This window comes from Saccharothrix hoggarensis (genome assembly GCF_052936025.1).
This window is the reverse complement of sequence record NZ_CP193624.1, coordinates 2,400,015-2,416,552: the sequence shown is the minus strand read 5'-3', so window position 1 is coordinate 2,416,552 and position 16,538 is coordinate 2,400,015. Positions and strand designations below refer to the sequence as shown.

Below are 16,538 nucleotides of genomic sequence, written 5' to 3'. Positions count from 1 at the left end.
TACCCCTCACCGGCCGTCGTCAACCTTCCGGGTGACGAACGACAGCCGGAAGTGGTTCAGCGTGGCGGGGAGCGGCGCACGCAGGGTGGGCACGTCCAGGTGATCGCGGAGCGCGTCCAGCATGGTGCTCGCCGCGACCAGCACGAGGTCCCGTCCGGGGCACACGCCGGGGCCGCCGCTGAACGGCACCAGGCCGGGGTCGGGCGGCATGGGCCAGATGTGCGGCGTGTACTCGTCGGCGTAGTCGAGCCGGTCGCGGTCCCGGTGGAAGAACGGCGCGAACACGACGAACGTGGTGCCCGCGGGCAGCCACGTGCCGTGCCACCGGGTGTGCTCGGTGCTCTCGCGCAGGATCACCGGCGTGGTCGGCCACAGCCGCACCGACTCCCAGATCCCGGCCTGCCCGGCGCCGCCGATCGCCAGCGCCCGCATGGTCGCGATGCCCGCCGAGTCGAACGCGAACAGCCAGTGCGGCGCCTGTTCCCGGAGCTCGTCGGCCGGGGCGAGGCCCGCCAGGCTGCCCGGCTCGCCGCGTTCGAGGTGGCCGAGGAGCCGTTCGTCGAACCGGCGGCGCAACGCCTCGCGCCGCCGGTGCAGGTAGGCCCAGTTCGCGTCGCTCCGCAACGCCCTCAGCACGTCCGTCAGCTCGTCGTCGTCCCGCGCCGTCGAGCCGAGCACGATCCGCCGGGCCGCGCGCCACCAGGACTGCGCGAACCCGTCCCAGGTGAGCCGCCCGGTGCTGCGGACGTGCCGCAGCAGGAGATCGGCCTCGTCGGCGACGATCCCCGGCACGTCGATGTTGTCGGGCCGCAGCACGCGGTCGTTGAGGGCACGCCGCCGCTCGCGCGCCTCCCCCGTCGAGATCAGCACGCCGTGCGGCTGGAAGTGCTCCAGCGCGGCCTTCTTCTCCCGCGTCGCCAGGGCGAACGGCGACGGCGACTCGGCCAGCAGCCGGGAGACGTCCACCGCGTCGAGCAGCAGCGCGATGCTGCGCCCGGTCACCCTCAGCCGCAGCGGTTCCGGCCCGTAGCGGTCCCGGAACCGCCTCATCGCGGCCACGGCCACCTCGTCCAGCTGCAGCTTCTCCGCCGTCGCCTCCACCGGCGGCCGGCGCACGATCGCGCCCTTGGCCAGCGTCGGCAGCAGCACCTTGGCGAACGCCCGACCGGTGTCCAGCCGGGAGGCTACGGCCACGACCCCTCCTCGGAGTGCGCGACGACGAGTTCGCGCACCTCGCAGCCCTCGGGCTGGCGCAGCGCGAACACGATCGCGTCGGCCACGCGCTCGGGCGGGTTGAGCTTGCTGTCGTCCGGCGGCCGGTACCGCTCCTCCCGGTCGTCGAAGAAGTGCGTGCGCATGCCGCCGGGGATCACCAGCGTCACGCCGACCCGGCCCGCGGTCTCGGCCGCCAGCGCCCGGGTGAAGCCGACCACGCCGAACTTCGAGGCGCAGTACGCCGTCGCGTCGCTCACCGCCTTGACGCCGAGCGTGGACGCGATGGTCACCACCCGGCCGCCGCCCTCCAGGAACGGCAGCGCGGCCCGCACCACGGCGGCCGTGCCGAGCAGGTTCACCATCACCACCCGGTCCCAGTCCGCGCCGGACACGTGGTCCAGCCGGCCGCACGCGTCCGTGCCCGCCGCCGTGACCACGGCCCGCAGGCCGCCGTTGCGCTCGGCGATGGCCTTGACGGCGCGTTCCGCCGCCCTGGTGTCCGACAGGTCGACCGACTCGAAGTCGGCCACCTCGGCGGCCGACGGCGCGGCCTTGTCCAGCACCAGCGGCCGCCCGCCCAGCTCGTGCACCGCGCGCACCACCGCCGCGCCCAGCCCGGACGCGCCACCCGTCACCAGCACCTGGTCCAGCATCAGCCCCTCCTCGACAGCATCTCGGTGGTCGAACGTCCCCGGTGGTAGGGCACGACGACGGTGCGCCCTCCCCAGCCGCGCACCAGGTCCGCCTCCGGCAGCGAGTCCACGGTGTAGTCGCCGCCCTTCACCCACACGTCCGGGCGCAGGTCTGCCAGCACGCGTTCCGGCGTGTCGTCGTCGAACACCACGACGTCGTCCACGCAGCCCAGCGCGCGCAGCACCTCGACCCGGTCCTGTTCCTTGGTGACCGGCCGGTCCGGGCCCTTGAGCCGGCGCACCGACGAGTCGGAGTTCAGGCACACCACCAGGCAGTCGCCGAGCGACCGGGCGGCGCGCAGGGTGCGGACGTGGCCCGCGTGCAGCAGGTCGAAGCACCCGCCGGTGGCGACGACCACGCCGCCGCGCGCCCGCACGGCGTCCACAGTGGACAGTTGGTCGACGGGCCGGAACCCGGACGCGCCGCCGCAGCGCAGGAACTCCGCCGCCGACGTCACCCCGTCCGCCACCGCGTCGTCCATCGCCGCGCCGCCCATGAGCCGGGCCGCGACGGTCACCGCGAACCGGTCCCCCGCGCCGCACGGGTCCACGACGGGGACGCGGGGCGCGGGCACGGCCACCGGCGTGCCGCCGCCGTGCAGCAGCGCGCCGTTCGAGCCGAGCGTCACCACGACGGCGCGCGCCCGCCACCGGTCGCGCAGCGCGGTGAGCGCGTCCGCCGGGTCGGCGTGCCCGCTGAACGCCTTCGCCTCGGCCGCGTTCGGCGTCACGAGCCGCGCGCCGGGCACCGGGTCCGGGCCGCGCGGGTGCGGGTCCCACACGACGGGCCGGCGGGCGAGCACGCCCCGCAGCCGCTCGTCGCGCACCAGCCCGCGCCCGTAGTCGGACACCAGCACGTAGTCGGCCTCCAGCACGGCGTCGAGCATGTCGTCCGTGGCCTGCGGCGCGCCGGGACCGCCGCCCCGGTCGAGCCGGGCGATCGACTGGTCGCCGGCGCGCAGCCGGGTCTTGACCGGGGTCGGCGCCGGGGACGGCCCGAGCACGCACGGCACCCGCGCCAGCTCGTCCCGCAACCGCTGGCCGTCCTCGTCGTCGGCGACCGCGCTGACCAGCGTCACGTCGATCCCGTCGGCCGCCGCCAGCGCCGCGGCGAGCCCCGCCCCACCGGGCCGGGCGCGTTCCTCCTCGACGTCCAGCACGGGCGCGGGCGCGTCCGGGCACAACCGCTCGACCGTGCCCAGCACGTCCACGTCGAGCAACGAGTCACCGACGACAACAAGCTTCACGAGACCCTCCGCTCCGCCGCGGGCAACGCCGCCTCGAACGCCGCGCACAGCGCGTGCACCGCCACCAGCTGCGCCTCCTGCACGTTCGCCGGCTCGCCCGGCAGCGACAGCACCTCGTCCACCACCTCGGCCAGCGGGTTCGGGGTCGGGCCGGTCATCGCCCACACGTGCGCCCCGGCCGCCCGGGCCGCCTTCGCGGCCTCCAGCAGGTTCGGGCTGCGCCCACTCGTGGTCAGCAGCACGACCACGTCCTGGGGCCGGGCGTGCGCGGTGACCTGGCGGGCGAACACCTGGTCGTAGCCGTAGTCGTTGCCGATCGCGGTGACGCTGGACGACTCGGCGCACAGCGCGATCGCCGAGAACGGCCGGCGGTCGTCGCGGAACCGGCCGACCAGCTCCGCGGTCAGGTGCTGCGCCTCGGCGGCCGAACCGCCGTTCCCGGCGGCCAGCAGCCGTCCGCCGTCGCTGAGCCGTCGGGCCAGCACGCCGCCCCAGCGGGTCAGCCGGGGCGCCTGGGTGCGCAGCCCGGCCAACGTCTGGGCGAGTCCGTTCAGGTGGCTCTCGACGGTCATCGCGTGCCTCCCACGGCCACGGCCTGGCCGGCCGTGACCCGCTCGTAGACGCGTTCGGAGTCCTCGGCGATCCGGTCCCACGTGTAGCGCACGCCCACCCGGTCGAGCCCGGCGATGCCGCACGCCTCCCGCCGCGCCTGGTCGGCCAGCAGCGAGTGCAGCGCACGGGCGAGCGTGGCCGGTTCGCGCGGCGGCACGAGCACGCCCGTGACGCCGTCCACGACGGTGTCCGTGAGCCCGCCGACCGCGCTGGCCACCACCGGCACGCCGCACGCCATGGCCTCCAGCGGCACGATGCCGAACGGCTCGTACCACGGCACGCACGCCACCACGTCGGCCGAGCGCAGCAGCGCCGGCATCGCGTCGCGCGACACCTGGCCCGCCAGCCACAGCCGGTCCCGCACGCCGACGCGCTCGGCGTGCGCGGCCAGCCGCCGGGCCTCGGGGTCGGCGCCGACGTCCACCGGGCCGCCCGCGATGACGAGCTCGGTGTCCGGCAGCGACCGCAACGCCGTGATCAGGTCCTGGAAGCCCTTGCGCGGCACCAGCCGGCCGACCGACACGATCCGGTGCCGGTGGCCGCGGCGGTCGCGCGGGCCCTCGGGGCGGAACCGCGCCGGGTCCACCCCGCACGGCACGACCGAGATCCGCGACCGCAGCACGCCCATGCGCATCAGCTCGGTCACCTCGTCGTCGCACGTCGCGGCGATCCGGTCGACCTCGCGGCCGATCATCCGCTCGATGCCGATCCGCTGCGGCGGGCTGGTGTCGTCGGCCCCCTGGTGGCGGCGCTTCAACGTGCCGAGCGCGTGGAACGTCTGCACGACGGGCACGCCGGCCTTGCGCGCGGCGAGCACCGAGGCCAGGCCGGACATCCAGAAGTGCGCGTGCACGACGTCCGGCCGCTCCTCGTACCACTGGCGCTCCAGGAACCGGGCGAACTCGCCCATGTGGGGCAGCAGCTCGTCCTTCGGCACCGGCCCCGGCGGTCCGGCGGGCACGTGGACGACGTCGTAGCCCTGGTCGGTGCGCACCCGCTCGGGCAGGTCCGGGTCGTCGCGACGGGTGTACACCACCACGTCGTGCCCGCGGGCCGACAGCGCCGCCGACAACGCGGCGACGTGCACGTTCTGCCCGCCGGCGTCGACACCGCCCAGGGCGGCCAACGGGCTGGCGTGCTCGGACACCATCGCGATCCTCATCCGCTCACTCCTGTCAGCAACCGGTCCCAACTCCGCAGGAAGGCGTCGAGTCCGTACCGTGCCAGGGCGAACTCCCTGGCCTGCTTGCCCTTCTGCCGCGCCAGCGCCGGGTCCGCGACCAGCTCGGCCACGGCCCGCACCAGCTCGTCCACGTCCGTGGAGATGACGCCCGCGTCGGGTGGCACCGCGCGGCCGACCTCCGTGCACGCCAGCGCCACCACCGGCATCCCGAGGTGCATGGCCTCCAGCAGCGACAGCCCCAGCGACGTCCACCGGACCGTGTGCAGGTACAGCCGCCGCAGCGCCAGTTCCCGGTGCAGCGACTCGAGGTCGTGGTCACCGCGGCCCATCTCGCCGAGCCGGTGGGTGCGCATGCCGTAGACGTCGAGCGGCGCGGCCTCGGCGAACCGCGGCAGCAGGTCCGTGCCCACCGCGCGGCCCCGGCGGACCGGGTCGTTCACCACGACGGCCGCGCGCGGCAGCTCGCCCGTGTACCGGTGGCCGGGGTCCACGACGCCGTGCTCGATGACCACCGTGCGGCTGGTGCCGCAGTCCCACATCAGGTCGTTGAAGTGGGTGACGTGGACGATCGTGCCGGGCCAGTCCTTCAGCGGGTGCGCCTGGTTCGGGTACTTCGGCGTGTTGTGCTCCAGGTAGACGACCGGGATGCCGGCCGGCACCAGGCCGATCTCGGCGGGCCGCTGCAGCACGGCGACGTCCGCGTCCAGGTCGGTCAGCGGGACCTCGCGCGCGGCGGGCCAGTCGCGGCCGGCCAGGCCGATGCCGTTGGGCGGCCCGGGGATCAGGTACTCGTGCCCGCCGCGGACGAACGCGTTCGTCCACGAGCCGTGCACGTGCCACAGCAGGATCTTCACGTCCGCACCCCCACTAGTTCGGCTACGGCGGCGACGACCCGGTCGGGCGTCACCTGGTTCAGGCACGGGTGCCCGGCGACCGGGCACTCGCGGGCACGGGAGCCCCGGCACGGGGCGTTCTGGTCGCCGAGCAGCACGTGCGGCCCGTGCGGGGCCCACCGGCGGGCGGGCACGACCGGCGCGAACAGCGACACGACCGGCGTGCCGACGGCGGCGGCGAGGTGCGCCGGGCCGGTGTTGCCGACCACGACGGCGTCCGCACGGGCCAGGAGGCCGGCCAGCTCGGCGAACGTGGTGCGCCCGCCGAGGTCGACGCCGTGCGTGCCGGCGACGTGCCGGGTCAGCTCCACCTCCCCCGGCCCGCCGGTGACCAGCACCCGGTAGCCGGCGTCGGCGAGCGCGGTCACGGCCTGCGCGCAGCGGTCGGGCGACCACGCGCGGGCGGGCACCGAGGCGCCGGGGTGCAGGACCACGTACGGCCCGATCTCCGCCGGTTCGGGCGGCGTGGTGATCGCGAGGCGTCCGTCGTCGCCCGGCGGCAGCTCGAACTCCGCGGCACGGGCGACCTCCAGCGCGCGCTCGGCTTCCGGGACGTCCGGGTCGTCGCGCAGCCGGACGTCCAGCAGCGAGCCGGGGTAGTCGGTCGAGCGGGCCACGACCTTGGGCACGCCGGCGAGCTTCAGCAGCAGCGCCAGGGGCAGCGGGCTCTGGTGGAACGACGTGAGGATCAATGCCACGTCGGCGCGAATTCCCTTCAGCAGTGCCACGATCCCCTCGATGTCCGGGGTGCGGACCTCCGGCGCCGGGTTGGCGATCCACGGGCAGTCCCACCGGACGACCCGCTGCACGCCGGGCAGCAGCTCCGCCGCCTGCGCCCCCGAATACCCGCACAGCAGCACGACTTCGCCCGCGTGCGCGGCGGCGCGGACCGCCGGACCGGCGAGCAGGACGTCGCCGTCGCTGTCGAGCCTGACCACCAGTGTCCTCATAGGACCATCGCCAACGCGGACGCGAGGTCCGGCGCCGTGCGGGGCGCGCGGTCGACCTCCTCGGGGAGGGTCACCGGTGTCGGCACCAGGATCGGCGTGGCGCCGGCCGCGAGCGCGGCCCCCACGTCGGCCTCGATGTCGCCGATCACGAAGGTGCGCCCGGGGCGCGCGTTGATCGCCTCGCACGCGCGGAGGACCAAGGCGGGCGCGGGTTTGCGGCACGCGCAGCCGTCGTCGGGGTGGTGCGGGCAGATCTGCCAGGTGCCGAACGGGCCGAGCAGCGCTTCCACCCGCGCGTTCACCGCGTCGACCTGGGCGTGCGTGAGCAGGCCGCGACCGATCCCGGACTGGTTGCTCACCACACCCGTGCGCACGCCGTGAGCGCGTAGTTCGCGCAGGACGTCGAGCGCGCCGGGCATCGGCCGCACCCGCTCCGGGTCGCCGTTGTAGGGCACGTCTTCGATGAGCGTGCCGTCGCGGTCGAAGAGAACCGCGTCGGGGTACTGGTCCACAGAGGAGAGTTAGCCGGCTGGGTGAGAAGCAAACACTTCTCGGCAAAGCGCTACTCACCGTGACCTGGGTCGTGAAATGCCATGTGTGTGAGGACCGCGAAGAGGGGTACCCGAGTGTCGAACTCGATTCCCCGAAGAGAGGTTGTTGCAGTGACGACGATCGAGAAGTCCGTGGACGTCGAGGTCCCGGTCACGACCGCGTACAACCAGTGGACGCAGTTCGAGTCGTTCCCGCAGTTCATGGAGGGCGTCGAGCGCATCACCCAGGTGACACCGACCAGGACCCACTGGGTCACCAAGATCGGTGGCGTGACCAGGGAGTTCGACGCCGAGATCACCGAGCAGCACCCGGACGAGCGGGTCGCGTGGCACACCGTGGACGGTCCGCCGCAGGGCGGTGTGGTGACGTTCCACCGCCTCGACGAGCGCACGACCCGGGTCCACGTGCAGATGGAGTACGACCCGCAGACGCTCACCGAGAAGGCGGGCGCGGCCATCGGGCTCGTCGACCACCGCGTGTCCGGTGACCTGGAGCGGTTCAAGGAGTTCATCGAAGGCCGCGGCGCGGAGACCGGTGGCTGGCGGGGCGACGTGAGCCGCCCGCCGCAGGCCGGCGAGACGCGCCACGACCTGCCGGATGCCGGCCGACCGGGCGACCCGTTGCGATGACCGCACGGGCCGTGCGGGAGCCGCGGAGGCGGGGCTGGTCATCACCACCGATCCCCCGCCCTCGTCCGCCGGTCGACGGCAGTTGAAGTACACGCGAATCCCCTTCGGGCCACGGCTCGCGGGGGATTCGCGTATCCGCGCCCGTTTCCGCCCGCGCCATGCGCCTCCGCGCCCGTGTGCCTCCGCAGCCGTGCGCCTCCGTGCCGTGTGCCTCCGCGCCGGTGGCCGTGGCCGTCCGTAGCCGCTGCCGCCCGCGTCCGATGCCCCTCCACCCGACTCCAGCCTCTCCCGATGCCGCCCGCGCCCTGCGCGTCCGTGGCCGTGGGGTGGCCGTGGCCGTCTGGTGTGGCCGTCGTAGACGGTGATCGAGGACAGTTCACATGCGCCGCACCCGTCACAGCGCGTCAGAACTGCCGCAAGCGAAAGGCCCGCGGACACCTCGGTCCACGGGCCTTTCCCCTGTCGTCTCGCCCCTCAACCGTCCTTGAGCCGGTCGAAGAGCCGCCTCACCGACTCGCGCACCGCCGACGTCGCGTCGCCGAGCAGCGAGCCGGTCCCGCCTTCGTCGTTCGGCCGCGGGTGGTTGTCCTGCGGCCGCACGTTCGGGTTCACGTTCGGGTTCACGTCCTGGTCCAGCAGCTCCCGCAGCACCTCCAGCACCACTTCCGGGTGCCCGAGCGGCACGGGTGCGGCGAACGTCTGCACCGAACTGATCAGCCCCTCGTGCCGCCGCACCAGCTCGCCGACGTCGGCGCCGGCCGCCGCGCCCGCCACCAGGTGCACCGGGACGTCGCGGTGGACGAACTCCTCCAGCACCTCGTCGACCTCGCGCCACGGCTCGTCCGAAGCGGGCAGTCGGCACCACATCACCTGCAGGTGCTCGGTGAGCGGCCGCCACGTGCCGGGCAGGTCGCCGTGCTTTCCCACGCCGGCCGGGTCGAGCACGACCACGGCGGGCGCGTCGGGCGGGCCCGCCCACACCACGGACGGGCCTCCGGTCCTCGCTTCGTCCATGCGCTACACCTCCACCACTGCGGGTTCCACGCAGTAGACGGTGTATGCCGACCGGATCACGGGTTGCGCCACGTTCCGGACCCGCACGCCTCCCGGCGTCATCCCGTGCTCGACGCCGAAGTGCGCGTGCCCGTGCACGGCCAGGGTCGTCCCGGACGCGTCGATCGCCTCGCCCAGCAGGTACGAGCCGAGGAACGGGTAGATCTCCGGCGGCTCGCCGCGCAGCGTGTCCGGCACGGGCGCGTAGTGGGTCAACGCCACCTTCACGTCGGCTTCGAGGCCGTCCAGCGCGGTCCGCAGCGAGTCGGCGATCTCGGTGGTGTGCCGGATGAACGCCTTCATCTCCTGCTCGCCGAACGCGCTGCCGCACTTGCCCGCGAACCCGCCGCCGAAGCCCTTCACGCCCGCGACGCCCAACGTGTGGCCGTCCACCGGGATCGTGGTGGTCTCGCCCTCCAGCACGGTCAGGCCCGCGTCGCGCAGGACCGCCGTCACCTCGTGCGGCTTGTCGTCGTGGTGGTCGTGGTTGCCGAGCACGGCGACCACCGGCACGGGCAGGTCGCCGAACTCGTCGGCCACGACCCGCGCCTCGGACACCGTGCCGTGCCTGGTCAGGTCACCGGCGAGCAGCAGCACGTCGGCGCAGTCGCCGAGCTGCTCCAGCGCGGGCCGCATCCGGCCGCGCGCGTCCTCGCCCAGGTGCACGTCACCCACGGCGGCAATGCGGATCATCGCAGCTCCTCTCGGCCGACCGGGGCGTCGGACGGCACCACCTTCACGTCGTCCAGCACGGTCAGCTCCGGCGCCACGTCGTGGATCACCGCCTCCAGCTCGGCGCGCCGCCCGGGGCTCGCCACGTCGCCGGACAGCAGGACGTGGTCGCCGCGCACGGTCACCCGCACGCCCAGCTCGGTGGTGCGCGGGTCCTCGGCCAGCGCCTGGCGCAGCCGGGCGGCGAGGTATTGCTCTGCGGTCATGACGCGCTCCTGGTCAGCGGGGTGGGCAGGAGGTCGAGGCGTTCGACCAGCACGAGGAACGCCTCGGCGTACGGGGAGTGCTTGGTCGCCTCGCGGACGTGCTCCCAGTCGATCTGCTCGCGCAGCGCGCGGGCGAAGGGCAGCAGCTCGCTGAAGTCGCACCGGTGCCCGTCGAGGACGAGCAGCTTGCCGATCAGCACCTCGGTGGCGGGCATGACCGGCAGCACCACCGAGCCGACCTGCAGCTCCTCGGCCCGCGACAGCGTCTCCTCGGTCACCGGCACCTCGTTGGGCCGGAACAGCAGGTCCACCAGCGAATCGCCGTCGTAGACCTTCAACAGCCAGTCCTCGGGCGGTGTCGCGGCACGCATGCCGGTCGCCACGAGCGCCCGCACCGCCTCGCCGGCGTCCTCCTCCCGGACCAGGATGTCCACATCGTGTTCTGTCGCCGGCCCGCCTCTGGCGTACACCGCACACCCGCCCGCCAACGCGAACGGGATGTCGTGCGCGCGCAGGGCCTTGGCGACCTTCGTCAACGTACGCAGCAGCTCGTCCTGGACACCGCTCATGCGAGGTGACTACCCGTCCGAGTCGGTCTTCACACGGCGGGTAGGGCCGTCGCCACGGGGTAGTCCACGCGTATGACTGCCACACCTCCCGACCCGGACCCGGCGGGCACGCCCGGTCTGGAGCCCGGCGGCGGGGTCGCGCCCGGCGAGACGCCGCCCGAGTCCGGTCAGACGTCCGGGCTGTCCCACCCGCAGCCGATGCCGTCGCGGCGCGCCCCGATCATCACGCTGGTGCTGGTCCTGATCGTGACGGCGCTGGCGGTGGCGTTCGTCGTGGCCCAGGTGATGGGCTGGACGAACCTGTTCGAGGGCTCCTGACCGCTCGCCCGACCATCCCGTGCGGGCGGCCGGGGCTCAGGACGGCCGGGCTCAGAAGGCCGGGATCGACGCTTCAACGGCGGCCGGATCAGGGCTTCAGCAGCGGGCGGCGCTCGGGGCTTCGGCGGCGGGCTCGGCGCTCAGGGCTTCAGCGGCGGGCTCGGTTCGAGGCCTTCCGCGCGCCCGAGGCCGTCGAGGAGCTGCTTGAGCGTGTCCCGCGCGTTGTGGCGGGGCGTCCAGCCCAGCCGGGCGAACGCCTTGGTGGCGTCCAGCAGGGGCGCGGTGAGGGCCAGGTCGACCCAGCCGTGCGAGGTGGGCTGCAGGCGCAGGCGCCAGGTGACGCGGGCGGCGGTGCGGAGGGCCGTCGGCGGGATCACCACGTGCCGCGCGCCCATGACCTCGGCGAGCACCTGGGGCGTCACGACGGGGTCGGAGACGAGGTTGAACGCCCCGCCGGCCCGTTGGGCGACGATCCGCGCGACGGCGTCGGCGACGTCGTCGGCGTGCACGAACTGGAGCACCATCGCGCGCGGCAGCGGGAGCACCGGCAGCCTGGTCCGGAACAGGGCGTGCGGCACGAGCGGGCCGAGGAAGTAGCGCTTGATCTCGGCGGCCGCCTCCGGTTGCAGCACCAGTCCGGGGCGAACGCGGGTGACGGTCAGCTCGGGGTGCTCGCGCTCCACGCCGTCGAGCAGGTGCTCCACCGCGGCCTTGTGCCGGCTGTAGTACGAGGTCCGGACGCCGTCGGTGGGCCAGGTCTCGTCCACGGTGTGGTCCTTCGCGGCCGGCGAGTACGCGCCGACCGACGACATGTGCACCAGGTGCGGCACGCCCGCCCGGACCACCGCCCGCGCGACCCGGTCGCTGCCCGCGACGTTCGTCCGGTAGAGGACGCGCTCGTCGTGGCTCGGCTGGATGCGCCACGCCAGGTGCACGACGGCGTCGGCGTCGCGGAACACCTCGGTCAGCGGTTCTTCCGCGCCCTCGCGGCTGAGGTCGACCGGCGACCACGCGATGTCGTAGGGCGGTTCGTGCACCGGTGGGCGGCGCGAGACGCCGTGCGCGGTCATGTCCGGCTCGTCGGCGAGCCGGCGCAGCAGGGCGGTGCCCAGATTGCCGGTGGCGCCGGTGACGACGATCCTCATGGCGGTCGGGTACCCGCCGCGTCGGCTGCGACACGGGCCGGCTGCGACACGGGCGCGGGACGGGGAGGCGTGGTTGTTCGAGGCGGCGTGGTGGGGGTTGCTGGCCGGGTCCGCTCTGGTGCTCGGCGCGCTCGTGGGCTACCTGGCGCGGGTGCCGCGCGGGGTGGTGGCCGCGGTGATGGGGTTCGGCAGCGGCGTGCTGATGTCGGCGGTGTCGTTCGAGCTGATCGCGGAGGCGCACGAGCAGGGCGGGTTGGCGGCCACGGCGGCCGGGGCCGGCCTCGGCGCGCTGGTCTACACGGCGGCGAACGTCGCGCTGGCGCGGCGGGGCGCGCGGCACCGGAAGCGGTCCGGCGGGTTGCAGCCGTCCGAGGCCGAGCACAGCGGGTCCGGCACGGCGATCGCGGTCGGCGCGCTGCTGGACGGCATCCCCGAGTCGGTGGTGATCGGGACGAGCCTGGTCGCGGGCGGCGGGGTGAGCGCGGTGACGGTCGCGGCGGTGTTCATCAGCAACGTGCCCGAGGGCCTGTCGTCGGCGGCCGGGATGCGCCGGGCGGGCCGGTCGCCGCGGTACGTGTTCGGGCTGTGGACCGGGATCGCGCTGGTCAGCGGCCTGGCGTCGATGGTCGGGCACGGGCTGCTCGCCGACGCGCCACCGGTGTGGACGGCCGGGATCACGGCGTTCGCGGGCGGCGCGATCCTCTCGATGGTCGCGGACACCATGATTCCCGAGGCGTTCGACGACGCCCACCTGCTCGTCGGCCTGGTGACGGTCGCCGGGTTCCTCACCGCGTTCGCGCTGTCGCACGCCTGAGGGGCGGCGAACGACCTCGCTGATGACGTGGTGCGCGCCGTCCTCGTCGCCGGTCACGACGACGTGCGCCGGCATCTCGATGTCGGACGGCTCGGCCGACTTCTTCACCGAGCGGTTGAGCACCACGGCCCTCATCGGGCACCTCCACATCCGGTCCGCCCGGCCGGGCGCCCGCGCGCCCGAAAATGCGTTGCCGGGAGAGTGGTGCGGTCGACAGGCTCGCGGCATGCCACCCGCACCGCACCGCGACGGCCGCGCCGGGATCGACGCGGCCCTGGTCGAGCGCCTGGTCGCGAGCCAGTTCCCGCAGTGGGCCGGCCTCCCGGTCGTCCCGGTGGAGGTGGACGGGTGGGACAACCGCACGTACCGCCTCGGCGACGACCTGACCGTCCGGCTGCCGACCGGCGAGGGTTACGTGCCGGCCGTGGAGAAGGAGCACCGCTGGCTGCCCGTCCTCGCGCGGTCCCTGCCCGTCGCGGTGCCGGTGTCGGTCGCGGTGGGGGCGCCGGGTGAGGGCTACCCGTTCCCCTGGTCGATCCGCCGCTGGCTGGACGGGCGGACCGCGGCCCTCGACCGGATCGACGACCTCGCCGCGTTCGCCGTCTCGATCGCCGACTTCCTCCGCGCCCTGCACCGCGTCGACGCGACGGACGGGCCGCCGGCGGGCGCGCACTGCTTCTACCGGGGCACCCCGCCCGCGCACTACGACGACGGGACGCGGCGCGCGCTCGCCGCGCTGGAGGGCCGGGTGGACACCGAGCGGGCCGCGGCCGTGTGGGAGGACGCCCTCCGCGCACCCGCGTGGGACCGGCCGCCGGTCTGGTTCCACGGCGACGTCGCGAGCGGGAACCTGCTGGTCGACCGCGGCAAGCTGACCGCGGTCATCGACTTCGGCGGGTGCGGCGTCGGCGACCCGGCCTGCGACCTCGTGATCGCGTGGACGATGTTCTCGGGCACGAGCCGCGAGGCGTTCCGCGACGCCGTCGACCTCGACGCGGCCACCTGGGCGCGGGCGCGCGGCTGGGCGTTGTGGAAGGCCCTCATCACGCTCGCCGACACCACCGACGACGAGGTGGCGGCCGACACCGGCCGGGTGATCCGGGAAGTCCTGGAGGACGAGTGACCGACGGGGCGCCCCCGCGGCCGGCGGCCCGGTCGCGGAGACGCCCCGTCAGGACTTCAGCGGGTGGCGGTCAGCTCGCGCACGGAGGCGTAGCGCTCCCGCACCCACGGGGTCGGGTCGGCCTCGACCGAGGTCGACGCCAGCTCCGACCAGTGCGGCGCCGATCCCGCGCCGCTCACCGCCCACGCGGCCTGCCGCGCCGCGCCGTCCGCCACGTACTCGCTCGGCGACGGCACGACCACCGGGAAGCCGAACACGGCGGGCGCGAGCCGCTGGACGGCGGGCATGCGGGCCCCGCCGCCGATCAGCAGCACCCGCGACACCGGCGTGCCCAGGGCCACCAGCGCGTCGATCGCGTCGGCCAGGCTGCACAGCAGGCCCTCGACCGCGGCGCGCGCCAGGTGCGCCGGGGTCATGGTGTCGAGCCGCAGGCCGTGCAGCGCGCCGGTGGAGTCGGGCTTGTTCGGCGTCCGCTCCCCTTCCAGGTACGGCACGAACGCGAGTCCGTCCGCACCCGCCGGCGCGCTGAGCGCGAGGTCCGACAGGTCGGCCAGCGACACGTCCAGCAGCGCCGCCGTCGCGTCGAGCACCCGTGACGCGTTGAGGGTGCACACGAGCGGCAGGTGGCCACCCTCCGCGTCGGCGAAGCCGTTCACGATGCCGGTGCCGTCCGCGATCGGGTGCGCCGACCGGGCGAACGCCGTGCCGGACGTGCCGATGGACACCACCACGTCGCCCGGCTGCGCCTGCACGCCGAGCGCCGCGGCCGCGTTGTCGCCCGCGCCCGCCCCGAACCGGCCCACCAGCTCGGCGGGGCCGAGCACGCGCGGCAGCGCGACGACCTTGCCCAGGGCCAGTTCCAGCAGGTCCGTCCGATAGTCCTCAGTGGACGGTGACCAGTAGCCCGTTCCGCTGACGTCGCTGCGGTCGGTGGTCAGCGCGTCGAGCGACGTGCCGCCGGACAGCTTCCACGTCAGCCAGTCGTGCGGCAGGCAGACGGCCGCCGTGCGGGCGACCGACTCCGGCTCGTTCGCCGCGAGCCACCGCAGCTTGGTGACGGTCAGCGACGCGACCGGCACGCTGCCGGTCGCCGCCGCCCACTCGTCCGGACCGCCCAGCTCGGCGGTCAGGTCGACCGCCGCCGCCGCGGAACGGGTGTCGTTCCACAGCAGCGCCGGTCGGACCACCTCGCCGGACTCGTCCAGCGTCACCATGCCGTGCTGCTGCGCGGCCACCGACACGGCGGCCACGTCGTCCAGGCCGCCCGCGTCCGCGATGGCCGCCTGGAGGGCGTCCCACCACGCGTGGGGGTGCACCTCGGTGCCCGTCGGGTGCGCCGCTCGTCCTTCACGCACCAGGGCGCCGGTGTCCGCGTCGCGCACCACCACCTTGCACGACTGGGTGGACGAGTCGACGCCCGCGACGAGCGCCATCAGCGCGCGCCCAACAGGTGTTCGGTGGCCAGCTGCGCGAGGCGCACGAACCCGTAGCCGCGCTCGGCGGCGGTGGACGGGTCGACGTCCTCGGCCTTCAGGAAGTCCGCGATGGACTCGCCCTCGTCCAGCGTCGGCTCGGCGAGCTCGTAGACGCCGCTGTGCTTCAGCGCCTCCTGCACCTCCGGGTCGGCGCGGAACGCCGCCGCGCGCTCGCGCAGCAGCTTGTAGGTGCGCATGTTCGCCGCCGCGCTCTCCCACACGCCGTCGAGGTCCTCGGTCCGCAGCGGCTTGTAGTCGAAGTGCCGCGGGCCGTCGTAGCCGCCGCTCTCCAGCAGGTCGACCAGGAAGAACGCGGACAGCAGGTCGCCCTGGCCGAACACGAAGTCCTGGTCGTAGCGCGGGCCCTTCTGGCCGTTGAGGTCGATGTGGAAGAGCTTGCCCTGCCACAGCGCCTGGCCGATGCCGTGCACGAAGTTGAGGCCCGCCATCTGCTCGTGGCCGACCTCGGGGTTCACGCCGACCAGCTCGTGGTGCTCCAGCGTCGAGATGAACGCCAGCGCGTGGCCGATCGTGGGCAGCAGGATGTCGCCGCGGGGCTCGTTCGGCTTCGGCTCCAGCGCGAAGCGGAAGCCGTAGCCCTGGTCGATCGAGTACTGCGCGACCGTGTCGACGGCCTCGCGGTAGCGGTCGAGGGCGGCGGCGACGGGCTTGCCCGCGTCGACCTCGGAGCCCTCGCGGCCACCCCACATGACGATGGTCTCGGCGCCGAGCTCGGCCGCGAGGTCCAGGTTGCGCAGCACCTTGCGCAGGGCGAACCTGCGCACCGAGCGGTCGTTGCTGGTGAAGCCGCCGTCCTTGAACACCGGGTGGGTGAACAGGTTGGTGGTCACCATGGGCACGACCATGCCGGTCTCGTCCAACGCCGCGCGGAACGCGGAGACCCGCTTGCCCACCTCGGCGGCGTCCGAGCCGAACGGGAACAGGTCGTCGTCGTGGAACGTGATGCCCCACGCGCCGAGCTCGGCCAGCTTGCGCACCGCCAGCGGCGCGTCCAACGCGGGCCGGGTCGCGTCGCCGAACGGGTCGCGGCCCGGCCAACCGACCGTCCACAGGCCGAAGCTGAACTTGTCCACGAAGGCACCTCCAATAAGTTTGATGCCTGAACTTAT

Annotated in this window: 19 protein-coding genes; 4 read left to right on the top strand and 15 right to left on the bottom strand. The window is 74.3% G+C overall.

Annotated features, from left to right (window positions below):
* Window positions 1-6: 6 nt before the first annotated feature.
* From ACRAKH_RS11670 to ACRAKH_RS11635, 8 genes are read right to left on the bottom strand one after another with little or no spacing between them, the layout of a single operon-like run.
* Window positions 7-1,194: a cytochrome P450 gene (locus tag ACRAKH_RS11670; protein WP_380728889.1), complete on the bottom strand. Its 1,188-nt coding sequence runs from the start codon at window positions 1,192-1,194 to the stop codon at window positions 7-9.
* On the bottom strand, window positions 1,185-1,868 hold the full coding sequence (locus ACRAKH_RS11665; protein ID WP_380728891.1) for an SDR family oxidoreductase: 684 nt from the start codon (window positions 1,866-1,868) through the stop codon (window positions 1,185-1,187). Before ACRAKH_RS11665 ends, ACRAKH_RS11670 begins: the two co-directional genes overlap by 10 nt.
* Entirely contained in the window at window positions 1,868-3,154 is a 1,287-nt protein-coding gene (gene rfaE2 / locus ACRAKH_RS11660; protein WP_447009804.1) for a D-glycero-beta-D-manno-heptose 1-phosphate adenylyltransferase, read from the bottom strand. Before rfaE2 ends, ACRAKH_RS11665 begins: the two co-directional genes overlap by 1 nt.
* On the bottom strand, window positions 3,151-3,726 hold the full coding sequence (locus ACRAKH_RS11655; protein WP_380730737.1) for a D-sedoheptulose-7-phosphate isomerase: 576 nt from the start codon (window positions 3,724-3,726) through the stop codon (window positions 3,151-3,153). The genes rfaE2 and ACRAKH_RS11655 overlap by 4 nt, the downstream gene beginning before the upstream one ends.
* Complete coding sequence (locus ACRAKH_RS11650) at window positions 3,723-4,928, bottom strand: glycosyltransferase (protein WP_447009803.1); 1,206 nt, start codon at window positions 4,926-4,928, stop codon at window positions 3,723-3,725. Before ACRAKH_RS11650 ends, ACRAKH_RS11655 begins: the two co-directional genes overlap by 4 nt.
* Window positions 4,925-5,803, bottom strand: coding sequence for a glycosyltransferase (locus ACRAKH_RS11645; protein ID WP_380723171.1), 879 nt, complete (start codon window positions 5,801-5,803; stop codon window positions 4,925-4,927). The genes ACRAKH_RS11650 and ACRAKH_RS11645 overlap by 4 nt, the downstream gene beginning before the upstream one ends.
* Window positions 5,800-6,792, bottom strand: coding sequence for a glycosyltransferase family 9 protein (locus ACRAKH_RS11640; RefSeq protein WP_380723173.1), 993 nt, complete (start codon window positions 6,790-6,792; stop codon window positions 5,800-5,802). The genes ACRAKH_RS11645 and ACRAKH_RS11640 overlap by 4 nt, the downstream gene beginning before the upstream one ends.
* The gene (locus tag ACRAKH_RS11635) at window positions 6,789-7,304 is read right to left on the bottom strand and encodes a D-glycero-alpha-D-manno-heptose-1,7-bisphosphate 7-phosphatase (protein WP_380723175.1); all 516 of its coding nucleotides are present in this window, start codon (window positions 7,302-7,304) and stop codon (window positions 6,789-6,791) included. The genes ACRAKH_RS11640 and ACRAKH_RS11635 overlap by 4 nt, the downstream gene beginning before the upstream one ends.
* 150 nt (window positions 7,305-7,454) lie before the next feature.
* Between ACRAKH_RS11635 and ACRAKH_RS11630 the strand changes: the two genes are divergently transcribed.
* The gene (locus ACRAKH_RS11630) at window positions 7,455-7,973 is read left to right on the top strand and encodes an SRPBCC family protein (RefSeq protein WP_380723177.1); all 519 of its coding nucleotides are present in this window, start codon (window positions 7,455-7,457) and stop codon (window positions 7,971-7,973) included.
* A 474-nt stretch (window positions 7,974-8,447) separates the two neighbouring features.
* On the opposite strand, the gene ACRAKH_RS11625 is transcribed toward ACRAKH_RS11630, so the two are convergent.
* The 4 genes from ACRAKH_RS11625 to ACRAKH_RS11610 are packed head-to-tail and all read right to left on the bottom strand — an operon-like array spanning window position 8,448 to window position 10,533.
* A complete protein-coding gene (locus ACRAKH_RS11625) occupies window positions 8,448-8,987 on the bottom strand; it encodes a hypothetical protein (protein ID WP_380723179.1) in 540 nt (179 codons plus the stop codon).
* A 3-nt stretch (window positions 8,988-8,990) separates the two neighbouring features.
* A complete protein-coding gene (locus tag ACRAKH_RS11620) occupies window positions 8,991-9,719 on the bottom strand; it encodes a metallophosphoesterase family protein (protein ID WP_380723181.1) in 729 nt (242 codons plus the stop codon).
* The gene (locus tag ACRAKH_RS11615; protein ID WP_033438115.1) at window positions 9,716-9,964 is read right to left on the bottom strand and encodes a BON domain-containing protein; all 249 of its coding nucleotides are present in this window, start codon (window positions 9,962-9,964) and stop codon (window positions 9,716-9,718) included. The genes ACRAKH_RS11620 and ACRAKH_RS11615 overlap by 4 nt, the downstream gene beginning before the upstream one ends.
* A complete protein-coding gene (locus tag ACRAKH_RS11610) occupies window positions 9,961-10,533 on the bottom strand; it encodes a nucleotidyltransferase family protein (protein ID WP_380723183.1) in 573 nt (190 codons plus the stop codon). Before ACRAKH_RS11610 ends, ACRAKH_RS11615 begins: the two co-directional genes overlap by 4 nt.
* 72 nt (window positions 10,534-10,605) lie before the next feature.
* On the opposite strand from ACRAKH_RS11610, the gene ACRAKH_RS11605 reads away from it, so the two are divergent.
* Entirely contained in the window at window positions 10,606-10,851 is a 246-nt protein-coding gene (locus ACRAKH_RS11605) for a DUF6480 family protein (protein WP_380723185.1), read from the top strand.
* A gap of 140 nt (window positions 10,852-10,991) precedes the next feature.
* Here the strand turns inward: ACRAKH_RS11605 and ACRAKH_RS11600 are convergent, their stop codons facing one another.
* Window positions 10,992-11,996 (bottom strand): NAD-dependent epimerase/dehydratase family protein, encoded by a 1,005-nt coding sequence (locus tag ACRAKH_RS11600; protein ID WP_380723187.1) that lies wholly within the window; start codon window positions 11,994-11,996, stop codon window positions 10,992-10,994.
* On the opposite strand from ACRAKH_RS11600, the gene ACRAKH_RS11595 reads away from it, so the two are divergent.
* Both ACRAKH_RS11595 and ACRAKH_RS11590 read left to right on the top strand, forming a co-directional pair.
* Window positions 11,980-12,810 (top strand): ZIP family metal transporter, encoded by an 831-nt coding sequence (locus ACRAKH_RS11595; protein WP_447009802.1) that lies wholly within the window; start codon window positions 11,980-11,982, stop codon window positions 12,808-12,810. The genes ACRAKH_RS11600 and ACRAKH_RS11595 overlap by 17 nt on opposite strands.
* Window positions 12,811-12,832: 22 nt before the next feature.
* Window positions 12,833-13,933: an aminoglycoside phosphotransferase family protein gene (locus ACRAKH_RS11590; protein WP_380723191.1), complete on the top strand. Its 1,101-nt coding sequence runs from the start codon at window positions 12,833-12,835 to the stop codon at window positions 13,931-13,933.
* A gap of 56 nt (window positions 13,934-13,989) precedes the next feature.
* Here ACRAKH_RS11590 and ACRAKH_RS11585 read toward each other — a convergent pair whose 3' ends face one another.
* Together ACRAKH_RS11585 and xylA are read right to left on the bottom strand one after the other, a co-directional pair.
* Entirely contained in the window at window positions 13,990-15,366 is a 1,377-nt protein-coding gene (locus tag ACRAKH_RS11585; protein WP_380723193.1) for a xylulokinase, read from the bottom strand.
* On the bottom strand, window positions 15,366-16,502 hold the full coding sequence (xylA, locus tag ACRAKH_RS11580) for a xylose isomerase (RefSeq protein WP_380723195.1): 1,137 nt from the start codon (window positions 16,500-16,502) through the stop codon (window positions 15,366-15,368). The genes ACRAKH_RS11585 and xylA overlap by 1 nt, the downstream gene beginning before the upstream one ends.
* Window positions 16,503-16,538 lie beyond the last annotated feature (36 nt).

Excerpts from the sequence above, each read along its gene's own strand:
- ACRAKH_RS11605 (WP_380723185.1), top strand. The coding sequence starts at position 10,606 with ATGACTGCCACACCTCCCGACCCGGACCCGGCGGGCACGCCCGGTCTG.
- ACRAKH_RS11600 (WP_380723187.1), bottom strand. The coding sequence starts at position 11,996 with ATGAGGATCGTCGTCACCGGCGCCACCGGCAATCTGGGCACCGCCCTG.
- ACRAKH_RS11615 (WP_033438115.1), bottom strand. The coding sequence starts at position 9,964 with ATGACCGCAGAGCAATACCTCGCCGCCCGGCTGCGCCAGGCGCTGGCC.
- ACRAKH_RS11650 (WP_447009803.1), bottom strand. The coding sequence starts at position 4,928 with ATGAGGATCGCGATGGTGTCCGAGCACGCCAGCCCGTTGGCCGCCCTG.
- ACRAKH_RS11640 (WP_380723173.1), bottom strand. The coding sequence starts at position 6,792 with ATGAGGACACTGGTGGTCAGGCTCGACAGCGACGGCGACGTCCTGCTC.
- ACRAKH_RS11590 (WP_380723191.1), top strand. The coding sequence starts at position 12,833 with ATGACGTGGTGCGCGCCGTCCTCGTCGCCGGTCACGACGACGTGCGCC.
- ACRAKH_RS11625 (WP_380723179.1), bottom strand. The coding sequence starts at position 8,987 with ATGGACGAAGCGAGGACCGGAGGCCCGTCCGTGGTGTGGGCGGGCCCG.
- ACRAKH_RS11585 (WP_380723193.1), bottom strand. The coding sequence starts at position 15,366 with ATGGCGCTCGTCGCGGGCGTCGACTCGTCCACCCAGTCGTGCAAGGTG.
- ACRAKH_RS11665 (WP_380728891.1), bottom strand. The coding sequence starts at position 1,868 with ATGCTGGACCAGGTGCTGGTGACGGGTGGCGCGTCCGGGCTGGGCGCG.
- ACRAKH_RS11655 (WP_380730737.1), bottom strand. The coding sequence starts at position 3,726 with ATGACCGTCGAGAGCCACCTGAACGGACTCGCCCAGACGTTGGCCGGG.
- ACRAKH_RS11620 (WP_380723181.1), bottom strand. The coding sequence starts at position 9,719 with ATGATCCGCATTGCCGCCGTGGGTGACGTGCACCTGGGCGAGGACGCG.
- ACRAKH_RS11610 (WP_380723183.1), bottom strand. The coding sequence starts at position 10,533 with ATGAGCGGTGTCCAGGACGAGCTGCTGCGTACGTTGACGAAGGTCGCC.